The organism is Azonexus sp. IMCC34839, assembly GCF_047047955.1.
In the GTDB taxonomy this organism is placed as follows: Bacteria; Pseudomonadota; Gammaproteobacteria; order Burkholderiales; family Rhodocyclaceae; genus Azonexus.
In genome coordinates, this window is sequence record NZ_CP150631.1 from 1,871,755 (window position 1) to 1,894,827 (window position 23,073).

Annotated in this window: 27 protein-coding genes and 1 other RNA gene; 12 read left to right on the top strand and 16 right to left on the bottom strand. The window is 63.6% G+C overall.

The features are described from left to right. Window positions 1-64 precede the first annotated feature (64 nt). Window positions 65-1,213 carry an ABC transporter substrate-binding protein gene (locus WIF35_RS09170; RefSeq protein WP_412477922.1) on the top strand — a complete coding sequence of 383 codons (1,149 nt, stop codon included), beginning with the start codon at window positions 65-67 and terminating at the stop codon, window positions 1,211-1,213. Window positions 1,214-1,275: 62 nt separating this feature from the next. Here WIF35_RS09170 and WIF35_RS09175 read toward each other — a convergent pair whose 3' ends face one another. From WIF35_RS09175 to rnpB, 4 genes are all read right to left on the bottom strand, one after another. Further along, a complete protein-coding gene (locus tag WIF35_RS09175; RefSeq protein ID WP_412477923.1) occupies window positions 1,276-1,896 on the bottom strand; it encodes a hypothetical protein in 621 nt (206 codons plus the stop codon). Window positions 1,897-1,933: 37 nt separating this feature from the next. Beyond that, window positions 1,934-2,437, bottom strand: a complete 504-nt coding sequence (locus WIF35_RS09180) for a hypothetical protein (RefSeq protein ID WP_412477924.1) — start codon at window positions 2,435-2,437, stop codon at window positions 1,934-1,936. A 76-nt stretch (window positions 2,438-2,513) separates the two neighbouring features. Further along, the gene (locus WIF35_RS09185; protein WP_412477925.1) at window positions 2,514-3,650 is read right to left on the bottom strand and encodes a methyltransferase; all 1,137 of its coding nucleotides are present in this window, start codon (window positions 3,648-3,650) and stop codon (window positions 2,514-2,516) included. Between the two features lie 88 nt (window positions 3,651-3,738). Then, window positions 3,739-4,120, bottom strand: an RNA gene (rnpB, locus tag WIF35_RS09190) — RNase P RNA component class A. A gap of 90 nt (window positions 4,121-4,210) precedes the next feature. Here rnpB and WIF35_RS09195 point away from each other — a divergent pair. Next, complete coding sequence (locus WIF35_RS09195; RefSeq protein ID WP_412477926.1) at window positions 4,211-5,593, top strand: APC family permease; 1,383 nt, start codon at window positions 4,211-4,213, stop codon at window positions 5,591-5,593. Here the strand turns inward: WIF35_RS09195 and WIF35_RS09200 are convergent. Further along, window positions 5,590-6,051 (bottom strand): Lrp/AsnC family transcriptional regulator, encoded by a 462-nt coding sequence (locus WIF35_RS09200; RefSeq protein ID WP_412477927.1) that lies wholly within the window; start codon window positions 6,049-6,051, stop codon window positions 5,590-5,592. The genes WIF35_RS09195 and WIF35_RS09200 overlap by 4 nt on opposite strands. A gap of 133 nt (window positions 6,052-6,184) precedes the next feature. On the opposite strand from WIF35_RS09200, the gene leuA reads away from it, so the two are divergent. Continuing rightward, on the top strand, window positions 6,185-7,882 hold the full coding sequence (leuA, locus tag WIF35_RS09205) for a 2-isopropylmalate synthase (RefSeq protein WP_412477928.1): 1,698 nt from the start codon (window positions 6,185-6,187) through the stop codon (window positions 7,880-7,882). A gap of 116 nt (window positions 7,883-7,998) precedes the next feature. On the opposite strand, the gene WIF35_RS09210 is transcribed toward leuA, so the two are convergent. The 3 genes from WIF35_RS09210 to WIF35_RS09220 form a co-directional block, all read right to left on the bottom strand. Further along, window positions 7,999-8,649: a DUF1294 domain-containing protein gene (locus tag WIF35_RS09210; RefSeq protein ID WP_412477929.1), complete on the bottom strand. Its 651-nt coding sequence runs from the start codon at window positions 8,647-8,649 to the stop codon at window positions 7,999-8,001. An 88-nt stretch (window positions 8,650-8,737) separates the two neighbouring features. Further along, window positions 8,738-9,193, bottom strand: a complete 456-nt coding sequence (locus WIF35_RS09215) for a MaoC family dehydratase (RefSeq protein WP_412477930.1) — start codon at window positions 9,191-9,193, stop codon at window positions 8,738-8,740. A gap of 13 nt (window positions 9,194-9,206) precedes the next feature. Beyond that, window positions 9,207-10,067: a LysR substrate-binding domain-containing protein gene (locus tag WIF35_RS09220; RefSeq protein WP_412477931.1), complete on the bottom strand. Its 861-nt coding sequence runs from the start codon at window positions 10,065-10,067 to the stop codon at window positions 9,207-9,209. A gap of 94 nt (window positions 10,068-10,161) precedes the next feature. Between WIF35_RS09220 and WIF35_RS09225 the strand changes: the two genes are divergently transcribed. The 3 genes from WIF35_RS09225 to WIF35_RS09235 are packed head-to-tail and all read left to right on the top strand — an operon-like array spanning window position 10,162 to window position 12,653. Further along, the gene (locus WIF35_RS09225; RefSeq protein WP_412477932.1) at window positions 10,162-11,358 is read left to right on the top strand and encodes a YbfB/YjiJ family MFS transporter; all 1,197 of its coding nucleotides are present in this window, start codon (window positions 10,162-10,164) and stop codon (window positions 11,356-11,358) included. A gap of 13 nt (window positions 11,359-11,371) precedes the next feature. Further along, entirely contained in the window at window positions 11,372-12,355 is a 984-nt protein-coding gene (locus WIF35_RS09230) for an MDR family oxidoreductase (RefSeq protein ID WP_412477933.1), read from the top strand. A 7-nt stretch (window positions 12,356-12,362) separates the two neighbouring features. Next, entirely contained in the window at window positions 12,363-12,653 is a 291-nt protein-coding gene (locus WIF35_RS09235; protein ID WP_412477934.1) for a DUF1330 domain-containing protein, read from the top strand. 4 nt (window positions 12,654-12,657) lie between these two features. Here WIF35_RS09235 and WIF35_RS09240 read toward each other — a convergent pair whose 3' ends face one another. From WIF35_RS09240 to rsmI, 4 genes are read right to left on the bottom strand one after another with little or no spacing between them, the layout of a single operon-like run. After that, window positions 12,658-13,434 carry a DUF3025 domain-containing protein gene (locus tag WIF35_RS09240; protein WP_412477935.1) on the bottom strand — a complete coding sequence of 259 codons (777 nt, stop codon included), beginning with the start codon at window positions 13,432-13,434 and terminating at the stop codon, window positions 12,658-12,660. Continuing rightward, on the bottom strand, window positions 13,434-13,880 hold the full coding sequence (locus WIF35_RS09245) for a hypothetical protein (RefSeq protein WP_412477936.1): 447 nt from the start codon (window positions 13,878-13,880) through the stop codon (window positions 13,434-13,436). The genes WIF35_RS09240 and WIF35_RS09245 overlap by 1 nt, the downstream gene beginning before the upstream one ends. Window positions 13,881-13,891: 11 nt before the next feature. Then, entirely contained in the window at window positions 13,892-14,932 is a 1,041-nt protein-coding gene (pyrC, locus tag WIF35_RS09250) for a dihydroorotase (RefSeq protein ID WP_412477937.1), read from the bottom strand. Window positions 14,933-14,960: 28 nt separating this feature from the next. Next, the gene (gene rsmI, locus WIF35_RS09255) at window positions 14,961-15,797 is read right to left on the bottom strand and encodes a 16S rRNA (cytidine(1402)-2'-O)-methyltransferase (protein ID WP_412477938.1); all 837 of its coding nucleotides are present in this window, start codon (window positions 15,795-15,797) and stop codon (window positions 14,961-14,963) included. A gap of 12 nt (window positions 15,798-15,809) precedes the next feature. On the opposite strand from rsmI, the gene WIF35_RS09260 reads away from it, so the two are divergent. Genes WIF35_RS09260 through WIF35_RS09285 form a run of 6 tightly spaced genes read left to right on the top strand, consistent with a single transcriptional unit; the run spans window position 15,810 to window position 19,951 of the window. After that, on the top strand, window positions 15,810-16,175 hold the full coding sequence (locus tag WIF35_RS09260) for a YraN family protein (RefSeq protein WP_412477939.1): 366 nt from the start codon (window positions 15,810-15,812) through the stop codon (window positions 16,173-16,175). Continuing rightward, complete coding sequence (locus tag WIF35_RS09265; RefSeq protein WP_412477940.1) at window positions 16,150-16,518, top strand: HIRAN domain-containing protein; 369 nt, start codon at window positions 16,150-16,152, stop codon at window positions 16,516-16,518. The genes WIF35_RS09260 and WIF35_RS09265 overlap by 26 nt, the downstream gene beginning before the upstream one ends. Window positions 16,519-16,558: 40 nt before the next feature. Further along, window positions 16,559-17,149, top strand: a complete 591-nt coding sequence (locus tag WIF35_RS09270) for a phosphoheptose isomerase (protein WP_412477941.1) — start codon at window positions 16,559-16,561, stop codon at window positions 17,147-17,149. Next, the gene (locus tag WIF35_RS09275; RefSeq protein ID WP_412477942.1) at window positions 17,149-17,811 is read left to right on the top strand and encodes a BON domain-containing protein; all 663 of its coding nucleotides are present in this window, start codon (window positions 17,149-17,151) and stop codon (window positions 17,809-17,811) included. The genes WIF35_RS09270 and WIF35_RS09275 overlap by 1 nt, the downstream gene beginning before the upstream one ends. A gap of 48 nt (window positions 17,812-17,859) precedes the next feature. Beyond that, a complete protein-coding gene (locus WIF35_RS09280) occupies window positions 17,860-18,243 on the top strand; it encodes a DUF6394 family protein (protein ID WP_412477943.1) in 384 nt (127 codons plus the stop codon). Window positions 18,244-18,259: 16 nt separating this feature from the next. Continuing rightward, a complete protein-coding gene (locus tag WIF35_RS09285) occupies window positions 18,260-19,951 on the top strand; it encodes a potassium channel family protein (RefSeq protein ID WP_412477944.1) in 1,692 nt (563 codons plus the stop codon). Here the strand turns inward: WIF35_RS09285 and WIF35_RS09290 are convergent. Genes WIF35_RS09290 through WIF35_RS09305 form a run of 4 tightly spaced genes read right to left on the bottom strand, consistent with a single transcriptional unit; the run spans window position 19,948 to window position 22,915 of the window. After that, window positions 19,948-20,382: a nuclear transport factor 2 family protein gene (locus WIF35_RS09290; protein WP_412477945.1), complete on the bottom strand. Its 435-nt coding sequence runs from the start codon at window positions 20,380-20,382 to the stop codon at window positions 19,948-19,950. The two genes, WIF35_RS09285 and WIF35_RS09290, sit on opposite strands and share 4 nt — an antisense overlap. A 1-nt stretch (window position 20,383) precedes the next feature. Next, window positions 20,384-21,139, bottom strand: a complete 756-nt coding sequence (locus WIF35_RS09295) for an SDR family NAD(P)-dependent oxidoreductase (RefSeq protein ID WP_412477946.1) — start codon at window positions 21,137-21,139, stop codon at window positions 20,384-20,386. A gap of 34 nt (window positions 21,140-21,173) precedes the next feature. Beyond that, complete coding sequence (locus WIF35_RS09300) at window positions 21,174-21,695, bottom strand: DUF3833 domain-containing protein (RefSeq protein WP_412477947.1); 522 nt, start codon at window positions 21,693-21,695, stop codon at window positions 21,174-21,176. Next, window positions 21,692-22,915, bottom strand: coding sequence for an MFS transporter (locus WIF35_RS09305; RefSeq protein ID WP_412477948.1), 1,224 nt, complete (start codon window positions 22,913-22,915; stop codon window positions 21,692-21,694). Before WIF35_RS09305 ends, WIF35_RS09300 begins: the two co-directional genes overlap by 4 nt. Window positions 22,916-23,073 lie beyond the last annotated feature (158 nt).

The window sequence follows — 23,073 nt, forward strand, 5'->3', positions numbered from 1 at the left end:
CTTTTGTCTTTTGGTTGGCCGCAGACTCCCTATAATTGGACCTTTTGATTCCCCGGAGTTGCGCATGCTCAGCCGCAAGTTGCTCGCCTGCCTGTTGACCCTTGCCGTCAGCGGCAGCGCCCTCGCCGACATCAAGATCGGTGTCATCGCCTCGTCGACCGGCCCCACCGCCGTCGTCGGCATTCCGCAGAAGAACACCGTCGCCTTGCTGCCGACCGAGATCGGTGGCCAGAAAATCGAGTACATCGTGCTCGACGATGCCTCCGACCCGACAAACGCGGTGACCGGCGTCAAGAAATTGATCACCGAGCACAAGGTGGATGCCCTGATTGGCCCGACCACGACGCCGGCGGCCCTCGCCATGCTCGATTTCGTTGCCGAATCGCATGTACCGTTGGTCACCACCGTCGGTTCGTCGGCAATCATCCAGCCGATGGACGAGCGCAAAAAGTGGGTGTTCAAGACCACGCAGAACGACGACCTGATCGCCGAGGCGCTGCTCGAACACATGAACGCCAACGGCGTTAAGACCCTCGGTTTCGTCGGTTTCAACGACCCCTACGGCGAAAACTGGTTCAAGGTCTTTAGCGCCATGGCGGAAAAGGCCGGTCTGCGCCTGGTCGCCAACGAACGCTACAACCGCACCGATCAATCGGTCACCGGCCAGGTGTTGAAGGTGATCACCGCCAAGCCGGATGCCGTCCTGATCGCCGCCACCGGCGCCCCCGCGGTCTTGCCGCAAGCCGGACTGCAGAGCCGCGGCTACAAGGGCAAGATTTACCAGACGCACGGCGTCGCCACCAACGACTTCATCCGCATCGGCGGCAAGGATGTCGAAGGCACCTTGATGGCCGGCGGCCCGATGCTGGTTGCCGGCGACCTCGCCGCCAAGAATCCGATCAAGGCCGTCGCCCAAGGCTACATCAAGGCTTATGAAGGCAAATTCGGCGCCGGCACGATGTCGACGTTCGGCGCCAATACCTACGATGCCGGCCTGCTGCTACAGAAAGCCATTCCCGAAGCACTCAAGAAGGGCAAGCCTGGCTCCGCGGAATTCCGCTCAGCGCTGCGCGATGCCCTGGAGAACTCGAAGGAAGTCGTCGGTGCCCAAGGTGTATTCAACATGACGGCGCAGAACCACAACGGCATGGACAAGCGCGCCCGCGTCATGATGACCATCCGCGATGGCAAATGGGTACTCACCGGCGAATAAACCAGCCACCGAAACTCATGCTCACCAAAAAAGCCTGCGATCGACGCAGGCTTTTTTATCGATCAACGGTCATCGCCTCGATCGCGACGAAAATCAGGTCGACCGCGACTTCGGTCGTCATCCCGGCCCTCATCGCGGCGGTCGCGTGAACGTGAATCCTCGCGCTTCGGCGCCTGGTATTGCGGCAACGGTTCTCGCCGCTCAAAACCACCTTGCGCCTGCTGCGGCTCAGGCTTCCTTGGCGGCTGGACCACCTGCGGTTTGGGCGCCTCCCGCTCAAAGCGCGGCTGGCCGGAACGATCTCCGTCGTAATCACGGCGTGGCATTGGCTCTGCCCGTGGCGGCTCACGATCATAGCGAGGTGGAGTCACGACAGGAGGACGATATGCGTGATCATGCTCCCAGCGCCCTTCATGCTGATACCAGCGGTCACCGGCCCGTTCCCAGCGCGGCGCAACCCAGCGATAGCCGGGACGCGGCGCTTCCCAGCGGCCGGGTAGCCATTCGTAGCCATGACCGCCCCAGACCCAGTAACCGCTGATCCAGATGTAGCCGCTGACCGGGGGATATCCGGCATATTCGACGCGTGGCGGCGGAGGTTCGCGATAGACATAGGTTGGCTGAGGCGTGACGACGCAGCCTGCGACCAGCGCCACGCTCGCCGATGCCAGCAGCTTGATCATTCTTTTTTTCATCGTGTTCGCTCCATGCGACAGGGCGTCACCAGGCATTGTTGCCGGCCCAAAGGTCAGCCACCTTGCGTTCGAACTGCGGATATTCAAGGTCGTGCAACTGGGTCAGATGGAAGAGCGCCGTGACGATCTCTTCCGGAAAGCCCTGGCGCTTGCCACCACGATTGTCGTTGAACAGTCCATCAATATAGAGCGGGAAGGAAGCATGCCCCCAAGCGGCCTTGATCCGGCGGCCAATGTGCGGAAAACGCTCTTCCACTTTCTTGAAGTCGGGGTTTTCTTCCAGCTTGCGGATCGCTTCGGCATTGCCCTCGGCAACGAATTGCGGATATTCACGATCATGCTCGCCCTTCAATCCGGAGAGGGCTTCCATGATCTCCGGTGTCATTCCGTCCCGCGGCTTGATCGACATGTCGCTGACGGTATCGAGGATGTAAACATCCAGTTCCGGGGTTCCCCACAAAGTGATCGCCTTTTCCACGATATCGGGAAAGCGCTCGTTGATCTTGCGGAACATGTCGTTCTTGTTCATGACGCACCTCGCATGCGGGCTCGATAAGGGAAGGTTAAACCTTCTCCTTGGGCTTCGCCAGCCTGAACGCTGCTACTCAGGAATGCAAGGCGCCCAATCGCCACAAGGAAGTCACTTCGGCAGCGCGGGCGGCATGTAGCGGGTCACTCGCATCGCGCGCTTTCGGGTGCTGTGGTCGGGTATCGAGGCGGCCGAGGACCTGGAGGCCGGCCGCCGCGATCCAGTCGAGCAGTTGCTGGCGCGAACGGAGCCCTAGATGTTCCGCCAGATCGGAAATGATCAGCCAGCCCTCGCCACCGGGTGTCAGATGCACCGCCAAACCCTCGAGGTAGCCGCGCAACATGCGCGAATCGGGATCGTAGACGGCGTACTCGATGGGCGAACTGGGTTGCGCCGGCACCCAGGGCGGATTGCAGACGACGAGATCGGCTTTGCCTTCGGGGAAGAGATCGACCCGCTGCAACTCGACGGCGGCGCACCCGAGTTTTTGCAGATTTTCCATGGCGCAGGCCAGCGCGCGGGGATCCATGTCGGTAGCAACTACGCGCGGCACATCGCGTTTTGCCAGGATGGCCGAAAGAATGCCGGAGCCGACGCCGATATCGAACGCCGTCTGGCAGTTGGCCGGCAAAGGCGCGTTCGCCACCAGATCGACGTACTCGCCGCGCACCGGCGAAAACACCCCGTAATGCGGGTAGATGCGACCCTGAACCGCCGGTACGGGCACGCCCTTCTTGCGCCATTCGTGGGCGCTGATGACGGCGAGCAATTCGCGCAAGGCGACCATCGATGCTTCGCCGTCTGGTTCACCCCAGGCTTCCTGGCAGGCGGCGCACGTTTCCTGCGCACGACGCAGCGGCACGCGGTAATCGGCCTCAAGCGGTACGAGCAGGCGGGCGAGCAAGGCGGCGCGTTTGCCTTGCTGCTCGCGATGGCGGGCGAAGGCCTCGCCCGGTGTCGCCGGCGCCTTGCCACGTAGCGCGCCGAACCGGCGGTCGGCGCGCCGCGTCAGCGCCTGCATCAGATGGCGGGCATTGACCCAGTCGCCGCGCCAGAGCAGGGCGATACCGCTTTCCAGCAAGCGATAGGCGGCATCCGCCCCCAGCGTGTCGTCAGCGATTTGCACTTGCCGGTGCGGCGCGATGCCGGCTTCGGAACGCCAGCGCGCGCGCTGGGCGACGCCATTCTCTTGCCATTCGAGATAGGAATTCATGGGGGTATTTTAAGCGCGCCGCGCCAACTTGGTTTTTGGCCAAAATGGCCGGTGCACCGCAGCAGTAACGCTACGGCGGCAAATTCGTGTGGAAAGCCGGCCGATAAGCCGGGTTCTGTTCCCCTCTTGCGAGGTTCGGCAATCATTCCTCTAGGCCTGCCGTCACCGACAGGCTCAAGCAACCTACCCGGAAGCAGCGCGGGCCACGCCTCAGCTTCCCTATTTGGTCTTGCTCCGGATGGGGTTTACCGTGCCGTCCGCCGTTACCGTGGACGCGGTGAGCTCTTACCTCGCCGTTTCACCCTTACCTGTGCGTCTTGCGACGCCATCGGCGGTCTATTCTCTGTTGCACTTTCCGTTGCCTTGGGTCTTGCGACTTATAGCACCCAGCCGTTAGCTGGCATCCCGCCCAATGGAGCCCGGACTTTCCTCCCGATACCGAAGTATCCAGCGATTGCCTGGCCGACTTTCCAGGCGCGATTATACGTGACCGCCCCCTGCCCCGTTGGTTAAAACAGGCTATGCTTGATGCAAGCGAACACGTCTTGGTGGGGAGGATCGTGTCGGACAAGCGGGAATTGGCGCGCGAGGCGCTCGGCACCTTCGAATCGGCCATCATGGGCATCGCCGGCACGGCGCCGGCCTTCAGCGTAGCTGTGACGACCGCGACCATCGTCGCGGCGGTCGGCGTGCTGTCGGTGGGCAGCATTTTCTACTGTGGCCTGATCATGTTCGGCATCATGCTGGCCTTCTTCCACCTGGCCAAGATCACGCCGCACGCCGGCGCCGCCTATGCCTGGGTCGGCCATGTCTTCGGCCCGACCTGGGGCTTCTTCACCGGCTGGGGCCTGCTCGTCGCCTCGGTCTTCTTCATGGTTTCGGCCACCATCCCGGCGGCCACCTCGACGCTGATCATCCTGCTGCCGGACAAGGTAGAAGATACCTTCTGGGTGGCAACGACCGCCGCCCTGTGGCTGACTGCCGTCACGATCGTCGTGACCAAGGGCATCAAGCATGCGAGCTACGCGCAGATGGTGCTGACCGGCATCGAAACCATCGTTGTCGTGGCCTTGATCATCGCTGCCTTCGTCGAATACGGCGGGCGACAGGCCCACCAGCCATCGCTGATCTGGTTCTCGCCCTTCTCCTTTACGCCGCAACTCTTCGCCACCGGCGCCCTGACCGCCATCTTCTTCTACTGGGGTTGGGACGTGACGATGAACCTTTCGGAAGAGAGCAAGAGCCACGATGGCAGCAAGCCGCACTCCGCCAGTCAGGGCGCATTCTGGGCGATGATCAACCTGATCCTTTTTTTCGTGATCATGATGATCGTTGTGCTCATCGTGCTGAGCGACGCCGAAATCGCCGAAGCCAACACCAACGTGCTTTACGCCATCGCCAACAAGCTTTTTCCGACGCCGTGGAATTATCTGGCGGTGCTGTCCACCATCCTGAGCACGGTCGGCACCATTGAAACGCAGATTCTGCAGTTCAGCCGCAGCATGTTCGCCATGGCGCGCGACCGCATGCTGCATCCACGCTACGCCAGCATCCACCCGGAATGGCAGACCCCCTGGGTGGCCACTGCCGTCATCTGGGGACTGGGCATCGTGCTGCTCTTCACCTCGTCGCTGATGCCTTCAGTCAAGGCGATCCTGCACAGTTCCATCCTCGCCATCGGGTTCCAGATCTGCTTCTACATGAGCCTGGCCGGCTTCGCCTGCGCCTGGCATTACCGGCGACAACTGCAGGGCGGCTTCTATGCGGCATTCAGCTATGTGCTGTGGCCGCTGGCCGCCGCCTTGTTCATGGTCTTTATCGCCGTCTATAGCATCCCGACCTTCGATCTGATCACCAATCTGTCCGGGATCGGCGGTCTGGTCATCGGGGCGATTCCGCTGGTCTTGAGCCGCCGGCGGCAGCGCAACGGCGACGCCGCCTAGACCGGCAAGGCCGTCCGGTCGATCACCTTGCGCAGCACGAAGCTGGTGTGCACCCCGGTCACGCCGGGAATGCGCGTGATCTTGTTGAGCAGCAGTTCCTGGTAGGCATCCATGTCGGTGACGACCGCCTTCAACTGGTAGTCCGATTGCTGGCCGGTGATGAGCAGGCATTCCAGCACCTCGGGAATGCCCGAGATGGTCGCTTCCAGGTTGGCGAAGCGCTCCGGTGTGTGCTGATCCATCGAGATGCCGATCAGCGCCATCAGCGTCAGGCCTAGCTTTTTGGCATCGAGATGGGCACGGTAGCCGGCGATCAGGCCGGACTCTTCCAGCGTACGCACGCGGCGCAGGCAGGGCGAAGGCGAGAGGCCGATGCGGTCGGCCAGGTCCTGGTTGCTGATACGGCCATCGGTTTGCAGGATGGCAAGAATTTCGCGGTCGTAACGATCCAACTCCATCGCATTGCTCCGATAAAATGTTTTGCGCAATTTTATGCCAATTAAGCCGCAATTCTCACCGAATTTCGCAAGCACCTGCCAGCACCCCTGGCCTAATATTCCGTCATCGCCAATGCATTCCCGGAGCCGCACCATGATCGCCCAGCCCAGCCAGAAATACACCGCCTTCCCGCCGGTCAATCTCACCGACCGCCAGTGGCCGAGCCGCACCATCACCCAGGCCCCGATCTGGATGAGCACCGACTTGCGCGACGGCAACCAGGCCTTGTTCGAGCCGATGAATGCTGACAAGAAGATGCAGATGTTCAAAATGCTCTGCGACATCGGCTTCAAGGAAATCGAAATCGCCTTCCCGTCCGCCTCCGAAACTGAATTCAACTTCGTGCGCGGCTTGATCGAGGGGGGCCACATTCCGGACGACGTCACCATCGAAGTGCTCACCCAGGCCCGCGAGCACCTCATCCGCCGCACCTTCGAATCCTTGAAAGGCGCTCGCCGCGCCATCGTTCACGTCTATAACGCCACCTGCAAGACCTTCCGCGAAACCGTCTTCGGCATGAGCAAGGCCGAGGTCGTCCAGATGGCCGTCGATGCGGTCAAGCTCATTCGCGAATTGGCCGAGCAGATGCCGGAAACCGAGATCGTGCTCGAATACAGCCCGGAGCTTTTCACCGCCACCGAGCTCGATTTCGCCAAGGAAGTCTGCGACGCCGTCACCGCCGCCTGGGGCGCCACGCCACAGCGCAAGGTCATCCTCAACTTGCCGACCACGGTCGAGATCGCCACGCCCAACATCTACGCCGACCAAATCGAGTGGATGCACAAGAACCTCGCCCGCCGCGACAGCGTGCTCATCAGCCTTCACCCGCACAACGACCGCGGCACCGCCGTCGCTGCCGCCGAAATGGGCTTGATGGCCGGCGCCGACCGCGTCGAGGGCTGCCTCTTCGGCAACGGCGAGCGTACCGGCAATGTCGATCTCGTCACCCTTGCCCTCAACATGTATACGCAAGGCGTCCATCCGGGGCTCGATTTCTCGGACATCAACGCCGTTGCCCGCACCTTCGAACACTGTAGCCAGCTCCCGGTCCATCCGCGCCACCCCTACGTCGGAGACCTCGTTTTCACGGCCTTCTCCGGCTCCCACCAGGACGCCATCAAGAAGGGGTTTGCCGCTCAAAAGGCGGAAGAGCAATGGTCAGTGCCCTATCTTCCGATCGACCCGGCCGACGTCGGCCGCAGCTACGACTCGGTCATCCGCGTCAACAGCCAGTCGGGCAAGGGGGGCATCGCCTACTTGATGGAAACCGAGCACGGCGTGGTCATGCCGCGTCGCATGCAGGTCGAGTTCTCCGGCGTCGTCCAGAAGCACACCGACACCCACGGCGGCGAAGTCAGCGCCGGCGACATCTGGGACATCTTCAGCCGCACCTATCTCGACAACGCCACGCCGGTCGACTACCGCGAGCACCACCTCTTTGAACACGGCAACGCCCAGGGCATCCGTCTCACCGTCAATATCGACGGCAAGACGCACATCCTCAGCGGCGAAGGCAACGGCCCGATCAACGCCGCGGTACACGCCTTGCAGAGCGCCGGCATCCGCATCCAGGTGCGCAGCTACGAGGAACGCTCGATGGTGCCGATGGGCGAGGACGGCAACGCCCGCGCCTGCGCCTTGATGGAAATCGCCGGCGCCGCGGGCAACGGCGAATGCTACGGCGTCGGCATCGACAGCAACATCGTCACTGCGTCGATCAAGGCCTTGATCAGCGGCATCAACCGCCTCGGCGACGAACGCATCTACGGCGACCACCCGCAGGCCGCTTAAGCCAATGAAAAAAGCCCGGCACATTCCCGTGCCGGGCTTTTTCATTTCAGGGATTCGCTAAAAGTTCACTGCTGCGGTGCACACCGCAAAAACGGCAAAAACCGAGGAAGCTTGGCTCAGCCGAGGATCGTGCCGATGGGCGTTGCCTGCAACCAGGCGCGCCCATCCGGCGAAGCCAGCCAGACAAAGCCGGCCACATTGGCGGCCACCGTCAGCCAGAAAACCGCGCGAAAACTTGCCTTGACCGACTTGTGACGCAGATATTGCTGCGCCAGCAATGCCCCCGGCCAGCCACCGAGCAGGGACCAGACATGCAATGTCGATTCCGGCACACGCCGACGCTCGGCACGGGCTGCCTGCTTGTCCCACAGATAAACCAGGAAACAGCACAGGCTGGCAGCGACATAGAGCCCGCCCCACAACTTGGGAATCTTCCAGAAAAAGACCAGTGCACCGAGCAAGGCGATGAACAGCGGAATGGCCAGCAGCGAAGCGCCGCCCCATTCCGTTCCCTTGCGCTTCCTGCTTCTCTTGGCGAGTTTGGCCGACTTGGCGGACCAATGACGTTCGATGCGGGCAGCTCGCTGGCGTCCGTCGAAACGCGAATCATCGGTGACCTGATAGCGCAGCCAGTCGCCGACCTGCGGTCGCTGGCCGGTCGGAAAAGCCTTGATATGGACGAACACATCCTTCCCGCCTTCAGTCGGCGTGATGAATCCGAACCCACGTTCGTCGTCCCAGCGGCTTAATTTTCCTTCGCTTGCCATTCAGTAATGCACCCAGCATGTTGCGAAATGCATATTACGGCAAAGCGACAACCTGCACCAAGCAATATTCAACAAAATTTACAAAAATTTAATTATTCTGGTTAATTCGCAACAAGTGACGAACAATAAATCCGGCCACCTGCTCGCCACGCTGATTGATGGCGGCATATTGTAACCGGGCGATACCCCGATCCGGCTTGGAACGCGAGGGATTGACCTCAAGTACCTCGACCTCGGTATGCAAGGTGTCGCCTGGGCGAACCGGCGCATACCAACGTAGATCGTCCATCCCCGGCGAGCCCATGCTTGCGGCACGGAACTGGCCCTGCTGGATGAACAGACGAAAACACAGGGCAATCACCTGAAAACCGCTGGCGATCAAGCCGCCGTAGAGCGACTCCGCTGCAGCCACCGCATCGATGTGAAATGGCTGCGGATCGTAATGCATGGCGAAGGCAATGATGTCGCTCTCGGTCAGCGTCGCCCCCGGACAAACGAAGCGTTGGCCGACCTGCAGGTCGTCGAGGAAGAGTTGTGGCGTCAAATCGCTTCTCCTTTCAGAATGCGCGGCGCGCCGATTCGGCCACCGCTGCACCGAGCGTCTTCAGGGCAACCAGCGTCGGCCCGTCGCGCAAGGTGACCATTCCGGTGGGCACGCGCGCAATGTCTTCCGGCAGTGTTTCGACCACCAGATCGGCCCGATGTTGCGATTGTTCGACCACCCGGCGCGGCATCAGGGTCCAGCCCAGGCCGACAGAAACGCAGCCGAGAATCCCCTCCAGCGTACCGAACTCCATGGCGTCGGCCACCGCATGGCCCTGCTGGCGCTGCCAGGCAAGAGCGCGGGTCCGATAAGCACAGCCCTCACGAAAGAGGATTAGCGGCTGCTGGATCGGATCCATGCCACGGGCGTGCACCTGGACCAGTTCCTCGACCGCCACCTCAGTGAAATCGAGATCCGGATGAACCACTGGCCCGGCGACGAAGGCGCAATCGAGCTTGTGCTCCAGCACACGCTCGGTCAAGGCAGCGCTGGTCTCGGTCTGCACACGCAACTCCAGTCCCGGGTGCTCGGCCCGCACCGCCTTCAGCGCAGCCGGCAAATGCAGGGCAGCAAAGGTTTCCATGGCACCGATGCGCAATTCACCGACACACTCGCCGACCTGGCGCACGGCCGCGCTGGTCTGCCGCTCGAGCTGCAACATGCGGCGGGCATAGTCGAGCAGCACCCGGCCGGACGGTGCCAATTCCAGGCCACGCCCCTTGCGGAAGAACAACTCGGTGCCGAGTTCCTCTTCCAACCGGCGAATACGCCCGGTGACGTTGGATTGCACGGTGTTCAGCTTGCGCGAAGCGGCAAGGATGCCACCTTCTTCGACGACGGCCTGAAATGTACGCAGGGCGACGAGCTCCATCATTCTCCAATCAAGAACATTAAGTTCTCAACAAATCACTTGAACAGATACTTTACTCTGTTTATCGTTGCTCGACATAACTAAAAGGACTCGACACATGTCTACCCAGAGAGAACGCCTGCAAGTGCTGGGCGCCGGCATTTTCAGTCTGCTGCTGACGCTCGGCGTCGCCCGTTTCGCCTACACGCCGCTCCTGCCGATCATGCAGAAGCAGGCCGGGCTCGGTATCGCCGAAGCCGGCTGGCTGGCTGCGCTGAACTACGCCGGCTACCTGAGCGGCGCCCTGATTGCCTCGCTGATCAGCGACCTGGTGTTGAAGGATCGCCTGTACCGCATCGGCATGATCGTCGCCATCGTCAGTACGGCGATGATGGGCCTGACCGACAACCTGATGCTTTGGATCGCCTCACGCTTCCTGGCCGGCCTATCCAGCGCAGCCGCCATGCTGCTCGGCACCGGCCTGATCCTGAACTGGCTGATTCGCCACCACCATCGCCCCGAACTCGGCATCCACTTCACTGGCATCGGCCTGGGCATCGCCAGTTGCGCCGCGGCAGTCTGGTTGATGGCGCCGCATTTCGACTGGCAGGCCCAATGGTTCATTTTCACCGGCATCGCCTGCCTGCTCGCCTACCCGGCGCTGGCCTGGCTGCCGCCGCCGGACACCAGCGGCATGACCAAGAGCGGCCAGCCGATGGCGGACAATCCGCCCAGCCGCCTATTTCTGACCATTTTCATGGCCGCCTATTTCTGCGCCGGCGTCGGCTACGTGGTCAGCGCCACCTTCATCGTCGCCATCGTCGATCGCCTGCCCGGCATGGCCGGCCACGGCACACTGGTCTTCCTCGCCATCGGCATTGCCGCCGCCCCGGCCTGCATCAACTGGGACCTGATCGCCCGCTACACCGGCGAACTGAACGCGCTGATCCTGGCCGCGCTGTTGCAGATCGTCGGCATCGTGCTGCCGGTTGCGGTGGACGGCCTCATTCCGGCAATTTTCGGGGCACTGCTCTTCGGCGGCACCTTCATCGGCATGGTCAGCCTGGTCCTGACCATGGCCGGCCGCTACTACCCGACCCGCCCGGCCAAGATGATGGGCAAGATGACCCTGGCCTATGGCGCCGCCCAGATCATCGGCCCGGCCGTCGTCGGCTGGCTGGGCACGCGCTCCGGCAGCTACGCCGGCGGACTCTATCTGGCGGCGTGCGTCATGGCGGTAGGTGCGCTGTTGTTGGCTATACTGAAACTCATGGAGATGCGCGGCGCCGGCGTTAGCCCGGCCCTGCAGAACTGACGAAGGAGAAACGATGTTCAAGGGTATCGTCATCGACAAGGACGAAGCAGGCTACCGCGCCGCCGTGCGCGACATCGACGAGGCGGAATTGCCCGAAGGCGACGTCACCGTACGCGTCGCCTATTCGTCGCTCAATTACAAGGACGGCCTGGCCATTACCGGCAAAGGGCCTGTCGTGCGCAAGTTCCCGATGGTGCCGGGCATCGACATCGCCGGCACGGTAGAGAGCAGCAGCCATCCCGATTACGCCCCCGGCCAGCGCGTGCTGCTCAACGGCTGGGGCGTCGGTGAAACGCACTGGGGTGGTCTGGCGCAGAAGGCCCGCCTGAAGGGCGAATGGCTGGTGCCGCTGCCCGCCGCCTTCGATGAAAAGCAGGCCGTCGCCATCGGCACTGCCGGCTACACCGCCATGCTCTGCGTGCTGGCGCTCGAGCGCCATGGCGTCAAACCCACGGATGGCGAGATCGTCGTGACCGGTGCCGCCGGCGGGGTCGGCAGCGTCGCCATCGCCCTGCTCGCCAAGTTGGGCTATAGCGTGGTTGCCGTCAGCGGCCGGCCGGAAGAAGCGGAATACCTGAAACAACTCGGCGCCAGCGAAGTTCTCGAACGTGCCGCCTTCGCTGCCCCCGGCAAACCGCTCGGCAAGGAACGCTGGGCCGGTGCTGTCGATGTCGTCGGCGGACACACGCTGGCCAACATATGCGCCACGACCAAATATCGCGGTGTCGTCACTGCCTGCGGCCTGGCCGGTGGCATGGATTTCCCGGCCACTGTTGCTCCCTTCATCCTGCGCGGCGTGACGCTGGTCGGCATCGACAGCGTGATGTGCCCGCGCCCGGAACGCATTGCCGCCTGGGAACGACTGGGCCGCGATCTCGACCTCGCCAAGCTCGGTCAGATCGCCCATGAAATTCCGCTGGCCGAAGCCATCCCGACGGCTGCCCTGCTGATGGATGGCAAGGTACGCGGGCGTGTCGTGGTCGACGTCAATCGCTGAGGCAACCATGAGCTATCGCATCGTCGGCCTGATCACCGTTCGCGACCCGGCGGCTTTCGACGACTATCGCAGCCGTGTCGGCGCCACCATTGCCCAGTACGGCGGCACGGTGCGGCAGCGCGGCGCAGTCGATACCGTGCTGTGGAACGAAACCGGCGGCGTCGCGCCGGATGCCTTCGTCGATATCGACTTTCCGAGTAAAGCCGACGCCCAGCGCTGGGCTGATAGCCCGGAATACCAGGCCCTGCTCGAGGTACGCAGCCGGGCGATGCAGTTGCTGCTGTTCGCCGTCACCTGAGCGTTCAGGCGGCCAGTTTTTCCCGCCGCCCCGGCCGGAACTGCCAGGTATCGTCGTAGTAGGCAGGAGCTTCGTTCTCCGGCGTGACGCCGGGGATGCCGAGTAGCGGCAAGGGCTGGAAGTCGCGCGGCCGGGTGTAGCGGTCGGTTCTGAAAATTGCCGCCAAACGGCTGTCCACCGCAGCAGTCAGCGTTTCATCGTCCACCGCGAGGTCGGCCGACGTGCAGTCGAGCAGGACGGCCTTGGCAGTCAGCCCGCGGAATGGCGACAGCAGCGACTCATAGGTCGCGTGGCCGAAAACGACGAAACGCATGTGCACCCGCACCGCCGCCCGCCGCTCGACAAACAATTCCTTCCAGCGGAAATCGCGCATCAGTTGCAGCAGTTCCGGCTCGCTCGACAGGACGACGATGCCGCATTCGTCGAAATGCGTCAGCGCATCGCGAATGCGGCCGCGTAATTCGCCCTGCGGTTGCATGGCGGCCACATGGGCGGCCGTGATGGCGTTCTTGGTTTGCGGGAAGCTCAGCCAGACCAGCGCATTGAACCAGTCGTGCCAGTTGTCGCGGCGGGTTTCCACCTCGCCGTTCTCCCAGACGCGACATTCGTAGGCCATGCCGTCGCTTTGCGGGGCAACGAAACGTACCGGCTTGCCGCTTTCGGTCAGGATGGGATATTGCGCAGCCAAGGCAGCCACCGCCTCGGCATCGGGCTGCGGCGGCAATTGCGCCAGCCAACGCGCCAGCGGCCAGTACAGCGGGCCGCTGAATAGCTCGGGCATCACTCTTCGGCAGCGCCCTTGCCGGCGGCGTCGCCCTCTTCCTTGACGAAGGTGAGCTCGCCCTTCTTGACGCGGAAGGTACCGATCAGCTTGCCCATGCCGCCTTCCGGCTCCTCAGACACCTTGGCCCAGCCTTCGCAGGTCTGCGTTTCGGTGGCAAACATCTTCTTGCCCGCCTTGACGATGAAGGCACCGGACGGCACCTGGTAGATCTCGACCTTGGTCTTGGCCGTGCCCGGCCCGATCTCGTGCCGACGCATGCAAGCGGGCATGCGCGAAACGACCAGATAGAGATTGACCTTGTCGTCCCAGAAATACGGCTGCTCGCGGATCAGCGACAGCACGTGCTCGCGGGTGTTGTCGATTTCATACGTCGCGCCGTCGTTGATGCAGGCGGACAGCAGGGGTACGGCCAGCAGGGCAAGCAGGGCGGTGCGCAGACGCATGATCGGTGTCCTCAGAGCATTTTCCAGGTGAGCGTTTCACCGGCGCGCAGCGGCACCAGCGAGTCCAGCGTATCGCCGTGAATGTAGTCGTAAGCGGCCGGCACCGTCCAGCTTTCCTTGACCAGCGTGACCTTGTCGCTGTTGCGCGGCAGGCCGTACCAGTCCGGACCGTGGAAGCTGGCGAAGGCTTCGAGCTTGTCCAGCGCGCCGGCTGCTTCAAAGGCCTCGGCGTAGAGTTCCAGCGCGGCATAGGCCGTGTAGCAACCGGCACAGCCGCAGGCCGCCTCCTTGGTCATCCGTGCATGCGGCGCCGAGTCGGTGCCGAGGAAGAACTTGGCATTGCCGGAAGTGGCCGCCTCGACCAGTGCCACACGATGCGTCTCGCGCTTCAACACCGGCAGGCAATACCAATGCGGCCGCACGCCGCCCTGGAAGATGGCGTTGCGGTTGTACAGCAGATGGTGCGCCGTAATCGTCGCCGCGACGTTTTCCGGGGTGCTGGCAACAAATTCGGCCGCATCCTTGGTCGTGATGTGTTCCATCACCACCTTCAACTTAGGGAAGCGTTGCGTCAGCGGCAGCAGCACCGTGTCGATGAACACCTTCTCGCGGTCGAACAGGTCGATCGCCGGATCGGTCACCTCGCCATGCACCAGCAGCGGCAAGCCGACGCGCTCCATTTCGGCGAGCGTGTCGTAGGCTTTCTCGATGGCGGTCAGACCGGCATCCGAATTGGTCGTCGCCCCGGCCGGATACAGCTTCACCGCCTTGACGAAGCCGGAGGCCGCCGCCTTGGCAATCTCGGCCGGCTGGGTGTTGTCGGTCAGGTACAGCGTCATCAGCGGCTCGAAATTCATGCCGGCCGGCAACGCCGCCAGAATGCGCTCGCGGTAAGCCGCCGCCAACTCCACGTTGGTGACCGGCGGCTTCAGGTTGGGCATGACGATGGCGCGGCCGAACTGGCGGGCGGTATGCGGCAGAACCGTCGGCAAGGCAGCGCCATCGCGCAGGTGCAGGTGCCAGTCGTCGGGACGGGTGATCGTGAGTTGCATGGTCTATCTCGGAAATGTTTCGCTAATTTTAACTTTTCAAGGCCAGAGCGCGGTCATAAAGCGCGTTTTTTGCCGCCCCGGTAATGGCCGCAGCTAACTTGGCCGCCTGTTTGACCGGTAGCCCATCGGCCAGCAAGAGCTTGAGGACGCGCTCGCCTTCGCCCGCGTCAGCCCCGGCCGGTGCGCCGGAAACGATCAGGACGAACTCACCGCGCTGGCGGTTGCTGTCCTCCTTCAGCCAGGCATCCGCCTCGGCCAGCGGCAGGCTGTGCACGGTTTCGAAGAGCTTGGTCAGTTCGCGGGCGATGACCAGGGTGCGCTCGCCCAGGGTGTTGGCCATGTCGGCGACGGTTTCCAGCACACGGTGCGGCGCTTCGTAGAAGACCAGGGCGTAGGGCAGGCTGCGCAGGTCTTCCAGGGTTTGCCGGCGTTGGCCGGCCTTGGCCGGGAGAAAGCCGTAGAACAGGAAATGTTCGTCGAGGATGCCGGAGCCGGAAAGCGCCGTGGTCGCGGCGCAGGGGCCGGGCAACGGGACGACTTTGCAGCCGGCGGCGCGCACGGCGGCGACGACGCGGGCACCGGGGTCGGAGATGCCGGGCGTACCGGCATCCGAAATCAGCGCCACGGCTTCGCCGGCGCGCAGCTTGTCGACAATGCGGGCGGCAGCTTCATGTTCGTTGTGCTGGTGCGCCGGCAGCGTACGCGCGCTAGAGCCCAACTGTTTCAGCAAGGGCGTGCTGTGCCGGGTGTCTTCGGCGGCGACCCAGGGCACGCTGCGCAGGATTTCCTCGGCACGGCGGGTCAGGTCGGCCATATTCCCGAGCGGGGTCGGGACGACATACAATGCAGCGGATTCTTCCGTCATATTTGTTTTCGCATGCAGGCAAAGGCCAACGATACCACCACCGCTCGCGGGCGCGAAGCCGAAAACCGGGCGGCAGCTTATCTGGAACGCTGCGGTGCACGCGTCGTGGAGCGCAATTTTCGCGTGCGCGGTGGCGAGATCGATCTGATCTGCCGCGACGGCAAGACCCTGGTCTTCGTCGAAGTGCGCCAGCGCAGCCGGGGCGATTTCGGCGGCGCGGGCGCGAGCATCACCGCCAGCAAGCAGCGGCGCATCGTCTTGGCCGCACAGCATTACCTGGCCGGCAAGCCAGCCTGCGATTGCCGCTTCGACTGCGTGCTAATTGATGGCGACAAACTGGAATGGCTACGCGATGCGTTTTCTGCCGACGCTTTTTAGTCTTCTGATCGCCTGCACACCGGCACTGGCCGAGCGTACGCGCCTGCTGGTGCAAAGTTCGCCCTTGGCTGGCAGCCAGTATTACGCCGTCGCCGAATCTTGGGCCGAGATGAAAGTGGGCGACGTTCTGACCCTGACCCGCGAACCGGACAACAAGCACGACCGCAATGCCATCCGCGTCGAGTGGCAGGGGCGCAAGCTGGGTTATGTGCCGCGCGCCCAGAACCGGGCCGTAGCGCAGGCCATGGACGACGGAGAGCGGCTGATCGCCCGTATTTCCCGGCTTTCCGAGGATGCAAACCCATGGCGGCGGGTCGAATTCGAGGTCTATATAGAGCTGTGATGTAGAATGCTTCGATTACCACCACAAGCCGTTGAACGATATGGATTTGATTGCCCGCGTTGCCAAGCATTTCGAGGATAGCGCCCACACCAAGCTGAATGCCATCGAGGCGCTGTCGGCACCGATCGCCGCCGCCATCGAGACGATGACCAACTCGCTGATCAACGGCGGCAAGATCCTCGCCTGCGGCAACGGCGGCTCGGCCGGCGATTCGCAGCATTTCGCCGCCGAACTGATCGGCCGTTTCGAAGCCGAGCGCCAGGAACTGGCGGCCATTGCGCTGACCACCGACAGCTCTATCCTGACCGCCGTCGGCAACGATTATTCGTTCAACCAGATTTTCTCCAAGCAGGTGCGCGGCCTCGGCCATGCCGGCGACGTGCTGCTGGCCATCTCGACCTCGGGCAATTCGGCCAACGTGATCGAAGCGATCAAGGCTGCCCACGAGCACGACATGCATGTCGTGGCACTGACCGGCAAGGGCGGCGGCCAGATCGGCGAGATGCTGCGCGACGACGATATTCATCTTTGCGTGCCGGCCGACCGCACGGCGCGTATTCAGGAAACCCACCTGCTCATCATCCATTGCCTGTGTGATGGCATCGATGCGCTTCTTCTGGGAGTCGAATGATGCAGAAAACCAAACTCACCCTCGCCGCGGCAGCTTTCATCGCCACCCTGCCCTTCCTGCAGGGCTGCGTCCCGGCCGTCATCGTCGGTGGCGTCGCTGCCGGCGCTGTCTCCATTCATGACCGCCGGAGTACTGGCGTGCAGACGGACGACGAATCCACCGAGTGGAAGGCCAGCCTGAGCGTGCCGAAGCAGTACAAGGAATACACCCACGCCAACTTCACCTCGTTCAACCGCCGCGTGCTAATTACCGGCGAGACCTCGAACGACGAAGCCAAGGCCGCCATCGAGGCCGAAGTGCGCAAGATCGAAGGCGTGCGCGACGTCTACAACGAGCTCGGCATCGGCCCGATGTCCTCGCTGGGCAGCCGCAGTACCGACGCCTACATCAGCTCCAAGGTCAAGGCTCGCCTGGTCGATTCCAACCAGTTGTCGGCCAATCACATCAAGGTGTTTACCGAACGCGCCATCGTTTACCTGATGGGCATCGTCACCGAACGCGAAGCCAAGGTCGCCGTCGCCGTTGCCCGTACCACGGCCGGCGTGGTCAAGGTGGTCAATGCCATGGAAGTGTTGAGCGACGAAGACGTCCGTCGCATCGACGAACGCACCTTCGGCAGCCGCTCAACGCCGCCGCAATCGGCACCGGTGGAGAACCGCTGAAATTTGCCTGAAATTGACCGTGCACCGCAGCACAGGGGGAAATAAATCATGAATCTGGAAAAGGTCATCTTCGGTTTCTTCATCGTGCTGGCGGCCACGCTCAATTTCGGCTTTTTCATTGGCGATATCGCCAATCCTGAACTTCACAGCGTCTATGAGCTGGCGGCCGCCCTGGTCGTCAGCCTGATCGCTACCGCGCTCAAATTTGGCGACCGCACGCAGATCGGCGCCATCCACCTGTCGACCAGCCTGGTCGCCGACCTGCAACTGATCGCCGCCTGCGTCACCTGGGGTGTCGCGGTGCATGTCACCGGCGTCGGCATGACGCCGCACGTGACTTCCAGCGTCGTCTCGCTGTCGGGCGGCGCACTGTTCGCCAACATCGTTTCCGTCGTCATCCTCATCGTCGAAACCGTGATGCTGCGCCGCTAAAGGTCGGTAGCCGCGCATGAACAGCGCCTTCTTCCTCGTCCTGCGCCGCATGCGGGCGCCGATCATCGTGCTGATTGTCATCTATGCGATCTCGGTCATCGGCCTGACGTTGGTGCCCGGCGTCGACGCCGAAGGCAAGGCCACTGCGCCGATGTCCTTCTTCCACGCCTTCTATTTCATCAGCTACACGGCAACGACCATAGGCTTCGGCGAAATTCCCGTCGCCTTCTCCGAAGCGCAGCGGCTGTGGGTCACCTTCTGCATCTACCTGACGGTGATCGGCTGGTCCTATTCGGTGGTCACGCTGATCGCCCTGTTGCAGGACAAGGGCTTCCAGAACACGCTGACGACCAACCGCTTCGTTCGTCGCGTGCGTCGCCTGAAGGAGCCCTTTTACCTGGTCGCCGGCTGCGGCGAGACGGGCAACCTCATCTGCCGCAGCTTCGATCGCACCGGCCAGGCCTTCGTCGTTCTCGAACGTGACGAGCAACGCGTCGAGGAACTCGACCTGCAGGATTTCAAGACCGACATCCCGGCCCTGGCGGCCGATGCCCGCCAGCCGGACAACCTGCTGCTGGCCGGCCTGAAACACCGGAAATGTCGGGGCGTGCTGGCCGTAACCAACGACGAGCAGGCCAACCTGGCCATCGCCATCGCCGTCCGCCTGCTCAACCCGGATATCCCGGTCATCGCCCGCGCCCGCAGCCATGCGGTCGAGGCCAACATGGCCTCCTTCGGCACCGATCACATCATCAACCCCTACGAACGCTTTGCCGAGCACCTGGCGCTGGCCGTCGCCGCGCCCGAGCGTTTCCGGCTGATCGAGCTGCTGACCGGACTACCCGAGAATCCGCTGCCCGAACCACACCGCCCGCCGGCCGGACGCTGGATTCTGTGTGGCTACGGCATCTTCGGTCGCGCCGTGGCCGAACGCCTGCGCCAGACCGGCATTGCCCTGACCATCATCGACCCGGCCGCCCCGGATGCCGACAGCGACATTCCTGGCGATGGCACCGAGGCGCGCACCCTGCTTGCAGCCGGCATCGCCGAAGCCTCCGGCATCATTGCCGGCACTGACAACGACATCAACAACCTATCCATCGCCGTCACGGCGACCGAGCTGAAGCCCGACCTCTTCGTCGTGGCACGCCAGAACCACAGCGCCAATAGCGCCCTGTTCGCCGCCTACGATGCCGATTTCACCATGCTGCCCAGCCGTATCGTGGCGCAGGAATGCATTGCCATCCTGACCGCACCGCTGCTCGCCCGTTTCCTCGATCAGCTGCGCAGCCGCGACGAGGGCTGGAGCGCCACCCTGGCCGCACGCCTGCAAGCAATCGGCGAGGGGCTCACACCGGTGGTCTGGGACTCCCGCCTGAACATCAGCGAAGCGCCGGGCGCCTATCACGTGCTGATGCACCAGGGACATTTCACCCTCGGCGACATCCTGCGCGACGGCACCGACCGCAGCCGGCCGCTGCCTATCGTCCCCCTGCTCATCGAACGCGGCGACGACCTCCACCTCCTGCCGGCCGACGACTTCGTGCTCGAAGCCGGCGACCAGCTGCTGCTCGCCGGGCCGCTCAGCGCCCGCCACAACCTGGAACTGACCCTGCACAATCCGCAGGAAACGCTCTACGTGCTCTCCGGCAGCGAACAAAGCGGCACGCTGCTCGCCCGCCTGCTGAAATCCGCCCGCGCGGCCTAGGCCGCGAGCATCTTGCGCAGGCCGCGCATCAGGCTGCCAATGGCCGGCAGCTTCATGTACAACTCCTCGGCGGCATCCCAGTAGTCGCGGTGGTAATTCACCTTGCCGTCGGCAGCGAACTTCAGGTGCGACACGCCGCGCATCACCTGCGTTTCGCCCCGCCCCCACAGGCGCACCCGGTAGCAGAATTCCCACACCAGCATGACACCGCTGGCGTCAGCCACGCGCTCGGTAACGACGAAGCGCGGCGTTTCCACCTGCTGGAACATGTGGCGGAAGATGCGCTGGATCGCCTCGAGGCCGCGCACCTCGTTGAACGGGTCCTTGAAATAGGCGTCGGCACTGTAGAACTCGGGAAAGCGCGCGATGCTCTCCGGCGTCAGGTCATGGTAGAAGGCGATCAGGCGGTCGAGGTCGGGCGTAGCGTCCATGTCAGGCTCCGGTAAAACGGCGGATGAGCGGGAAATACCAGCGGTAGGGCAGCAACGAGAGCAGTTTCAGCACGCGGGTAAAGCGCTTGGGGAAGTGGATTTCGAAATTTCCCGTTTTGAAGCCGTCCACCGCAGCAGTCGCCGCCTGCTCGGGCGTCAGCAGCGCCGGCATGGCGAAATCGTTCTTGGCGGTCAGCCGCGTCTGCACGAAGCCTGGGTTGATCGCCCAGACGCCGATGCCGCGCTCCTCCAGATCGAGATGCAGGCACTCGGCGAAGTGGATCAGCGCCGCCTTGCCCGGCCCGTAGCACAGCGCCTTGGGCAAGCCGCGATAGCCGGCCACGCTGGCGACGAAGGCGATGCCGCCCCCCGGTTGCAGATCGGGCAACACGGTGGCGGCCAGACGCAGCGCGCCGTTGAAATTCACATCGATGACCTGCTCGGCGCGCGCCAGATCAAACTCATCCGCCCGCATCGGCACGTAGTCGCCGGCCAGATAGACCACCAGATCGACACCGCCCCAGGCCGCCAGCAGCGCCTGACGCACGCCGGCCAGGCTGGCCGCAGAGGTTGCATCGCAAGGCAGGATCAAGGCGCCTTCGATGCCCAGCGCCTGCAACTTGTCGGCCGAACGCGCCGACAGCGCCAGCTTGGCGCCGCGCCCGGCCAGTTCCCGGGCGATCGCCGCGCCGATACCGGTCGATGCGCCGACCAGCCAGACCCGCCGGCCGCTCCATTCAGTAATTTTCGGGTTCATACCTGCCTCCTTTGCCGCCTACTGTGCGACGGCCTCAGCGCTTGACGAAGGTCAGCGTCACTTCGCCGAGATTGAAGCCCCATTTGGACATGTACGAGCGGTTCAGCATCACCTTCTCGTCCATCAGGAACATCCAGTCGTCGAAATCGACGTGATAGGTCTTGCCATCGACCGGCAGCGCCAGCACGTAACGCCAGCGCAGGGCATTGCCGGCCAGTTCGCCGACTGCCTCGCCGACCACGTCGTCGGCCGTGCCGCGGTAGGTGCCGTCAGCCTGGCGCTTCAAGGTCCACACCCGGCGCGAGGTCGTGCCGTCCGACCATTTGAAATTCTCGTCGAGCACGCCGGTGTCGCCCTCCCATTTGGCGTCGATGACCACATGGAAGCGCTTCCTCACCTCGCCGGAACGCCCCTGGAACATGCCCCAGGCGTCCAGCGTACCGTTCAGGTAGGTTTTCAGGTCGAGAGCCGGCTGTTCGGCCTTGTATTGCTCGACGCCGGTCGAGGCGCAAGCGGTCAGGCCGAGGGAAAACAGGGCGGCGGTGAGCAATTTCATGATCGTATCTCCAGAGAGTCGCGCCAGCGCCAAAGCAGGCCGGCCGCCAGCAACTTGAAGCCGAGCGGCAGCAAGGCGTAGGCAAAGGTGAGCGAAGACAGTCCTTGAGCGCCGCCCGGCCGGTAGCCGAGCAGATCGAGCAAGGGCAGCGCCAGACCGGCGGCCAGCGCCAGATTGAGCTTGGCGACGAAATTCCACACGCCAAAGCAGGCCCCGGCCCGCCCCTGGCGTTCGCCGAGATCAGCCGCGATGGCCGCCGGCAGCGCGAGGTCGGCGCCGAGGGCGAGGCCGGACGCCAGGCAGATCAGCGCGAAGGGCCACAGGTCACCGGGCCCGAGCAGGCCCGCGCCGGCAAACGCGAACATGGCGAGCAGCATGGCCAGCCCCCAGGACGGCACACGCCCGAAGCGCGCCGCCAGCCGTACCCACAGTGGCAGCGACGCAGCGCCGGCGACGAAATAGAGGGCAAGCAGCGGGCCGCTCGCCTTTTCGCTGACCAGCACATCGGCAACGAAGAACAGGAAGAGCGTCGCCGGCAAGGCGGCAGCAATGCCGTTGGCAACGAACACCCAGAGCAGGCGGCGAAAGGCCGGATCGGCCAGCGCCCCACGCAGGCTGTCGCGCAGGCGCTCGCCGGAGGCCGGTTGCGGCCGCCCCGGTCCAATGCAGGTAAAGGTGATGCCAGCGGCGAGCAACAGCAACGGCGGCAATATCCACGACAAGCGCGCAATACCATCGTTCAGGCCGGCGGCCAGCACGCCGGGCAAGGCCGCCGCCAGCACCACGCCTAGCAGGCCGAAGCCCTCGCGCGCTGCGGTCAACCGGGTGCGCTCTGACGAATCGCTGCCGACATCGGCCCCCCAGGCCTGATAGGCGACCGTGGCCGCCGAGAAGCCCAGATAGGTCAGCGCCAGCGCCCCCAACAACCACGGCCCGGCCTGACTGACCGGTGGATTGAGCAGGGCGACGAAACCGAGCGCGAAAGGCAGCAAGGCCAGGGCGACCATGCGCGGCCGCGCCACGCGGTCGGCTAGCCAGCCCAGCCAGGGATCGACCAAGGCATCGAGCAGCCGCGCCCCAAGCAGGATGCCGCCGAGCAGGGCCAGCTCCAGGCCGGCCGTCTCCGCGTAGTAGCGCGGCACATGCACGTAGATCGGCAGCGCGGCGAAGGCCAACGGCAGGCCGAGCACGCCATACGCCAGGCTACGGCCGCGTTTCATATTAGGGCCTGCTCCCAGTAAGCGACGAGCAGCGCAAGGGCCTGGCGGGAAGGCAGCGCCAGGCACCGGTCGCGGCGTAATGCGCCCCGCCAGCCCCTTGCCCTTCGGGTTTGTTGTGGCGGGCGGGCGACGGCGTTGCTCGGTTTGGGAATGGAACA

What these genes read in the sequence shown, in the direction of transcription:
- WIF35_RS09170 (WP_412477922.1), top strand. Translation starts at nt 65, where the DNA reads ATGCTCAGCCGCAAGTTGCTCGCCTGCCTGTTGACCCTTGCCGTCAGC.
- WIF35_RS09175 (WP_412477923.1), bottom strand. Translation starts at nt 1,896, where the DNA reads ATGATCAAGCTGCTGGCATCGGCGAGCGTGGCGCTGGTCGCAGGCTGC.
- WIF35_RS09180 (WP_412477924.1), bottom strand. Translation starts at nt 2,437, where the DNA reads ATGAACAAGAACGACATGTTCCGCAAGATCAACGAGCGCTTTCCCGAT.
- WIF35_RS09185 (WP_412477925.1), bottom strand. Translation starts at nt 3,650, where the DNA reads ATGAATTCCTATCTCGAATGGCAAGAGAATGGCGTCGCCCAGCGCGCG.
- WIF35_RS09200 (WP_412477927.1), bottom strand. Translation starts at nt 6,051, where the DNA reads ATGGAGTTGGATCGTTACGACCGCGAAATTCTTGCCATCCTGCAAACC.
- leuA (WP_412477928.1), top strand. Translation starts at nt 6,185, where the DNA reads ATGATCGCCCAGCCCAGCCAGAAATACACCGCCTTCCCGCCGGTCAAT.
- WIF35_RS09210 (WP_412477929.1), bottom strand. Translation starts at nt 8,649, where the DNA reads ATGGCAAGCGAAGGAAAATTAAGCCGCTGGGACGACGAACGTGGGTTC.
- WIF35_RS09220 (WP_412477931.1), bottom strand. Translation starts at nt 10,067, where the DNA reads ATGATGGAGCTCGTCGCCCTGCGTACATTTCAGGCCGTCGTCGAAGAA.
- WIF35_RS09225 (WP_412477932.1), top strand. Translation starts at nt 10,162, where the DNA reads ATGTCTACCCAGAGAGAACGCCTGCAAGTGCTGGGCGCCGGCATTTTC.
- WIF35_RS09230 (WP_412477933.1), top strand. Translation starts at nt 11,372, where the DNA reads ATGTTCAAGGGTATCGTCATCGACAAGGACGAAGCAGGCTACCGCGCC.
- WIF35_RS09235 (WP_412477934.1), top strand. Translation starts at nt 12,363, where the DNA reads ATGAGCTATCGCATCGTCGGCCTGATCACCGTTCGCGACCCGGCGGCT.
- WIF35_RS09240 (WP_412477935.1), bottom strand. Translation starts at nt 13,434, where the DNA reads ATGCCCGAGCTATTCAGCGGCCCGCTGTACTGGCCGCTGGCGCGTTGG.
- WIF35_RS09245 (WP_412477936.1), bottom strand. Translation starts at nt 13,880, where the DNA reads ATGCGTCTGCGCACCGCCCTGCTTGCCCTGCTGGCCGTACCCCTGCTG.
- pyrC (WP_412477937.1), bottom strand. Translation starts at nt 14,932, where the DNA reads ATGCAACTCACGATCACCCGTCCCGACGACTGGCACCTGCACCTGCGC.
- rsmI (WP_412477938.1), bottom strand. Translation starts at nt 15,797, where the DNA reads ATGACGGAAGAATCCGCTGCATTGTATGTCGTCCCGACCCCGCTCGGG.
- WIF35_RS09260 (WP_412477939.1), top strand. Translation starts at nt 15,810, where the DNA reads ATGCAGGCAAAGGCCAACGATACCACCACCGCTCGCGGGCGCGAAGCC.
- WIF35_RS09265 (WP_412477940.1), top strand. Translation starts at nt 16,150, where the DNA reads ATGCGTTTTCTGCCGACGCTTTTTAGTCTTCTGATCGCCTGCACACCG.
- WIF35_RS09270 (WP_412477941.1), top strand. Translation starts at nt 16,559, where the DNA reads ATGGATTTGATTGCCCGCGTTGCCAAGCATTTCGAGGATAGCGCCCAC.
- WIF35_RS09275 (WP_412477942.1), top strand. Translation starts at nt 17,149, where the DNA reads ATGCAGAAAACCAAACTCACCCTCGCCGCGGCAGCTTTCATCGCCACC.
- WIF35_RS09280 (WP_412477943.1), top strand. Translation starts at nt 17,860, where the DNA reads ATGAATCTGGAAAAGGTCATCTTCGGTTTCTTCATCGTGCTGGCGGCC.
- WIF35_RS09285 (WP_412477944.1), top strand. Translation starts at nt 18,260, where the DNA reads ATGAACAGCGCCTTCTTCCTCGTCCTGCGCCGCATGCGGGCGCCGATC.
- WIF35_RS09290 (WP_412477945.1), bottom strand. Translation starts at nt 20,382, where the DNA reads ATGGACGCTACGCCCGACCTCGACCGCCTGATCGCCTTCTACCATGAC.
- WIF35_RS09295 (WP_412477946.1), bottom strand. Translation starts at nt 21,139, where the DNA reads ATGAACCCGAAAATTACTGAATGGAGCGGCCGGCGGGTCTGGCTGGTC.
- WIF35_RS09300 (WP_412477947.1), bottom strand. Translation starts at nt 21,695, where the DNA reads ATGAAATTGCTCACCGCCGCCCTGTTTTCCCTCGGCCTGACCGCTTGC.
- WIF35_RS09305 (WP_412477948.1), bottom strand. Translation starts at nt 22,915, where the DNA reads ATGAAACGCGGCCGTAGCCTGGCGTATGGCGTGCTCGGCCTGCCGTTG.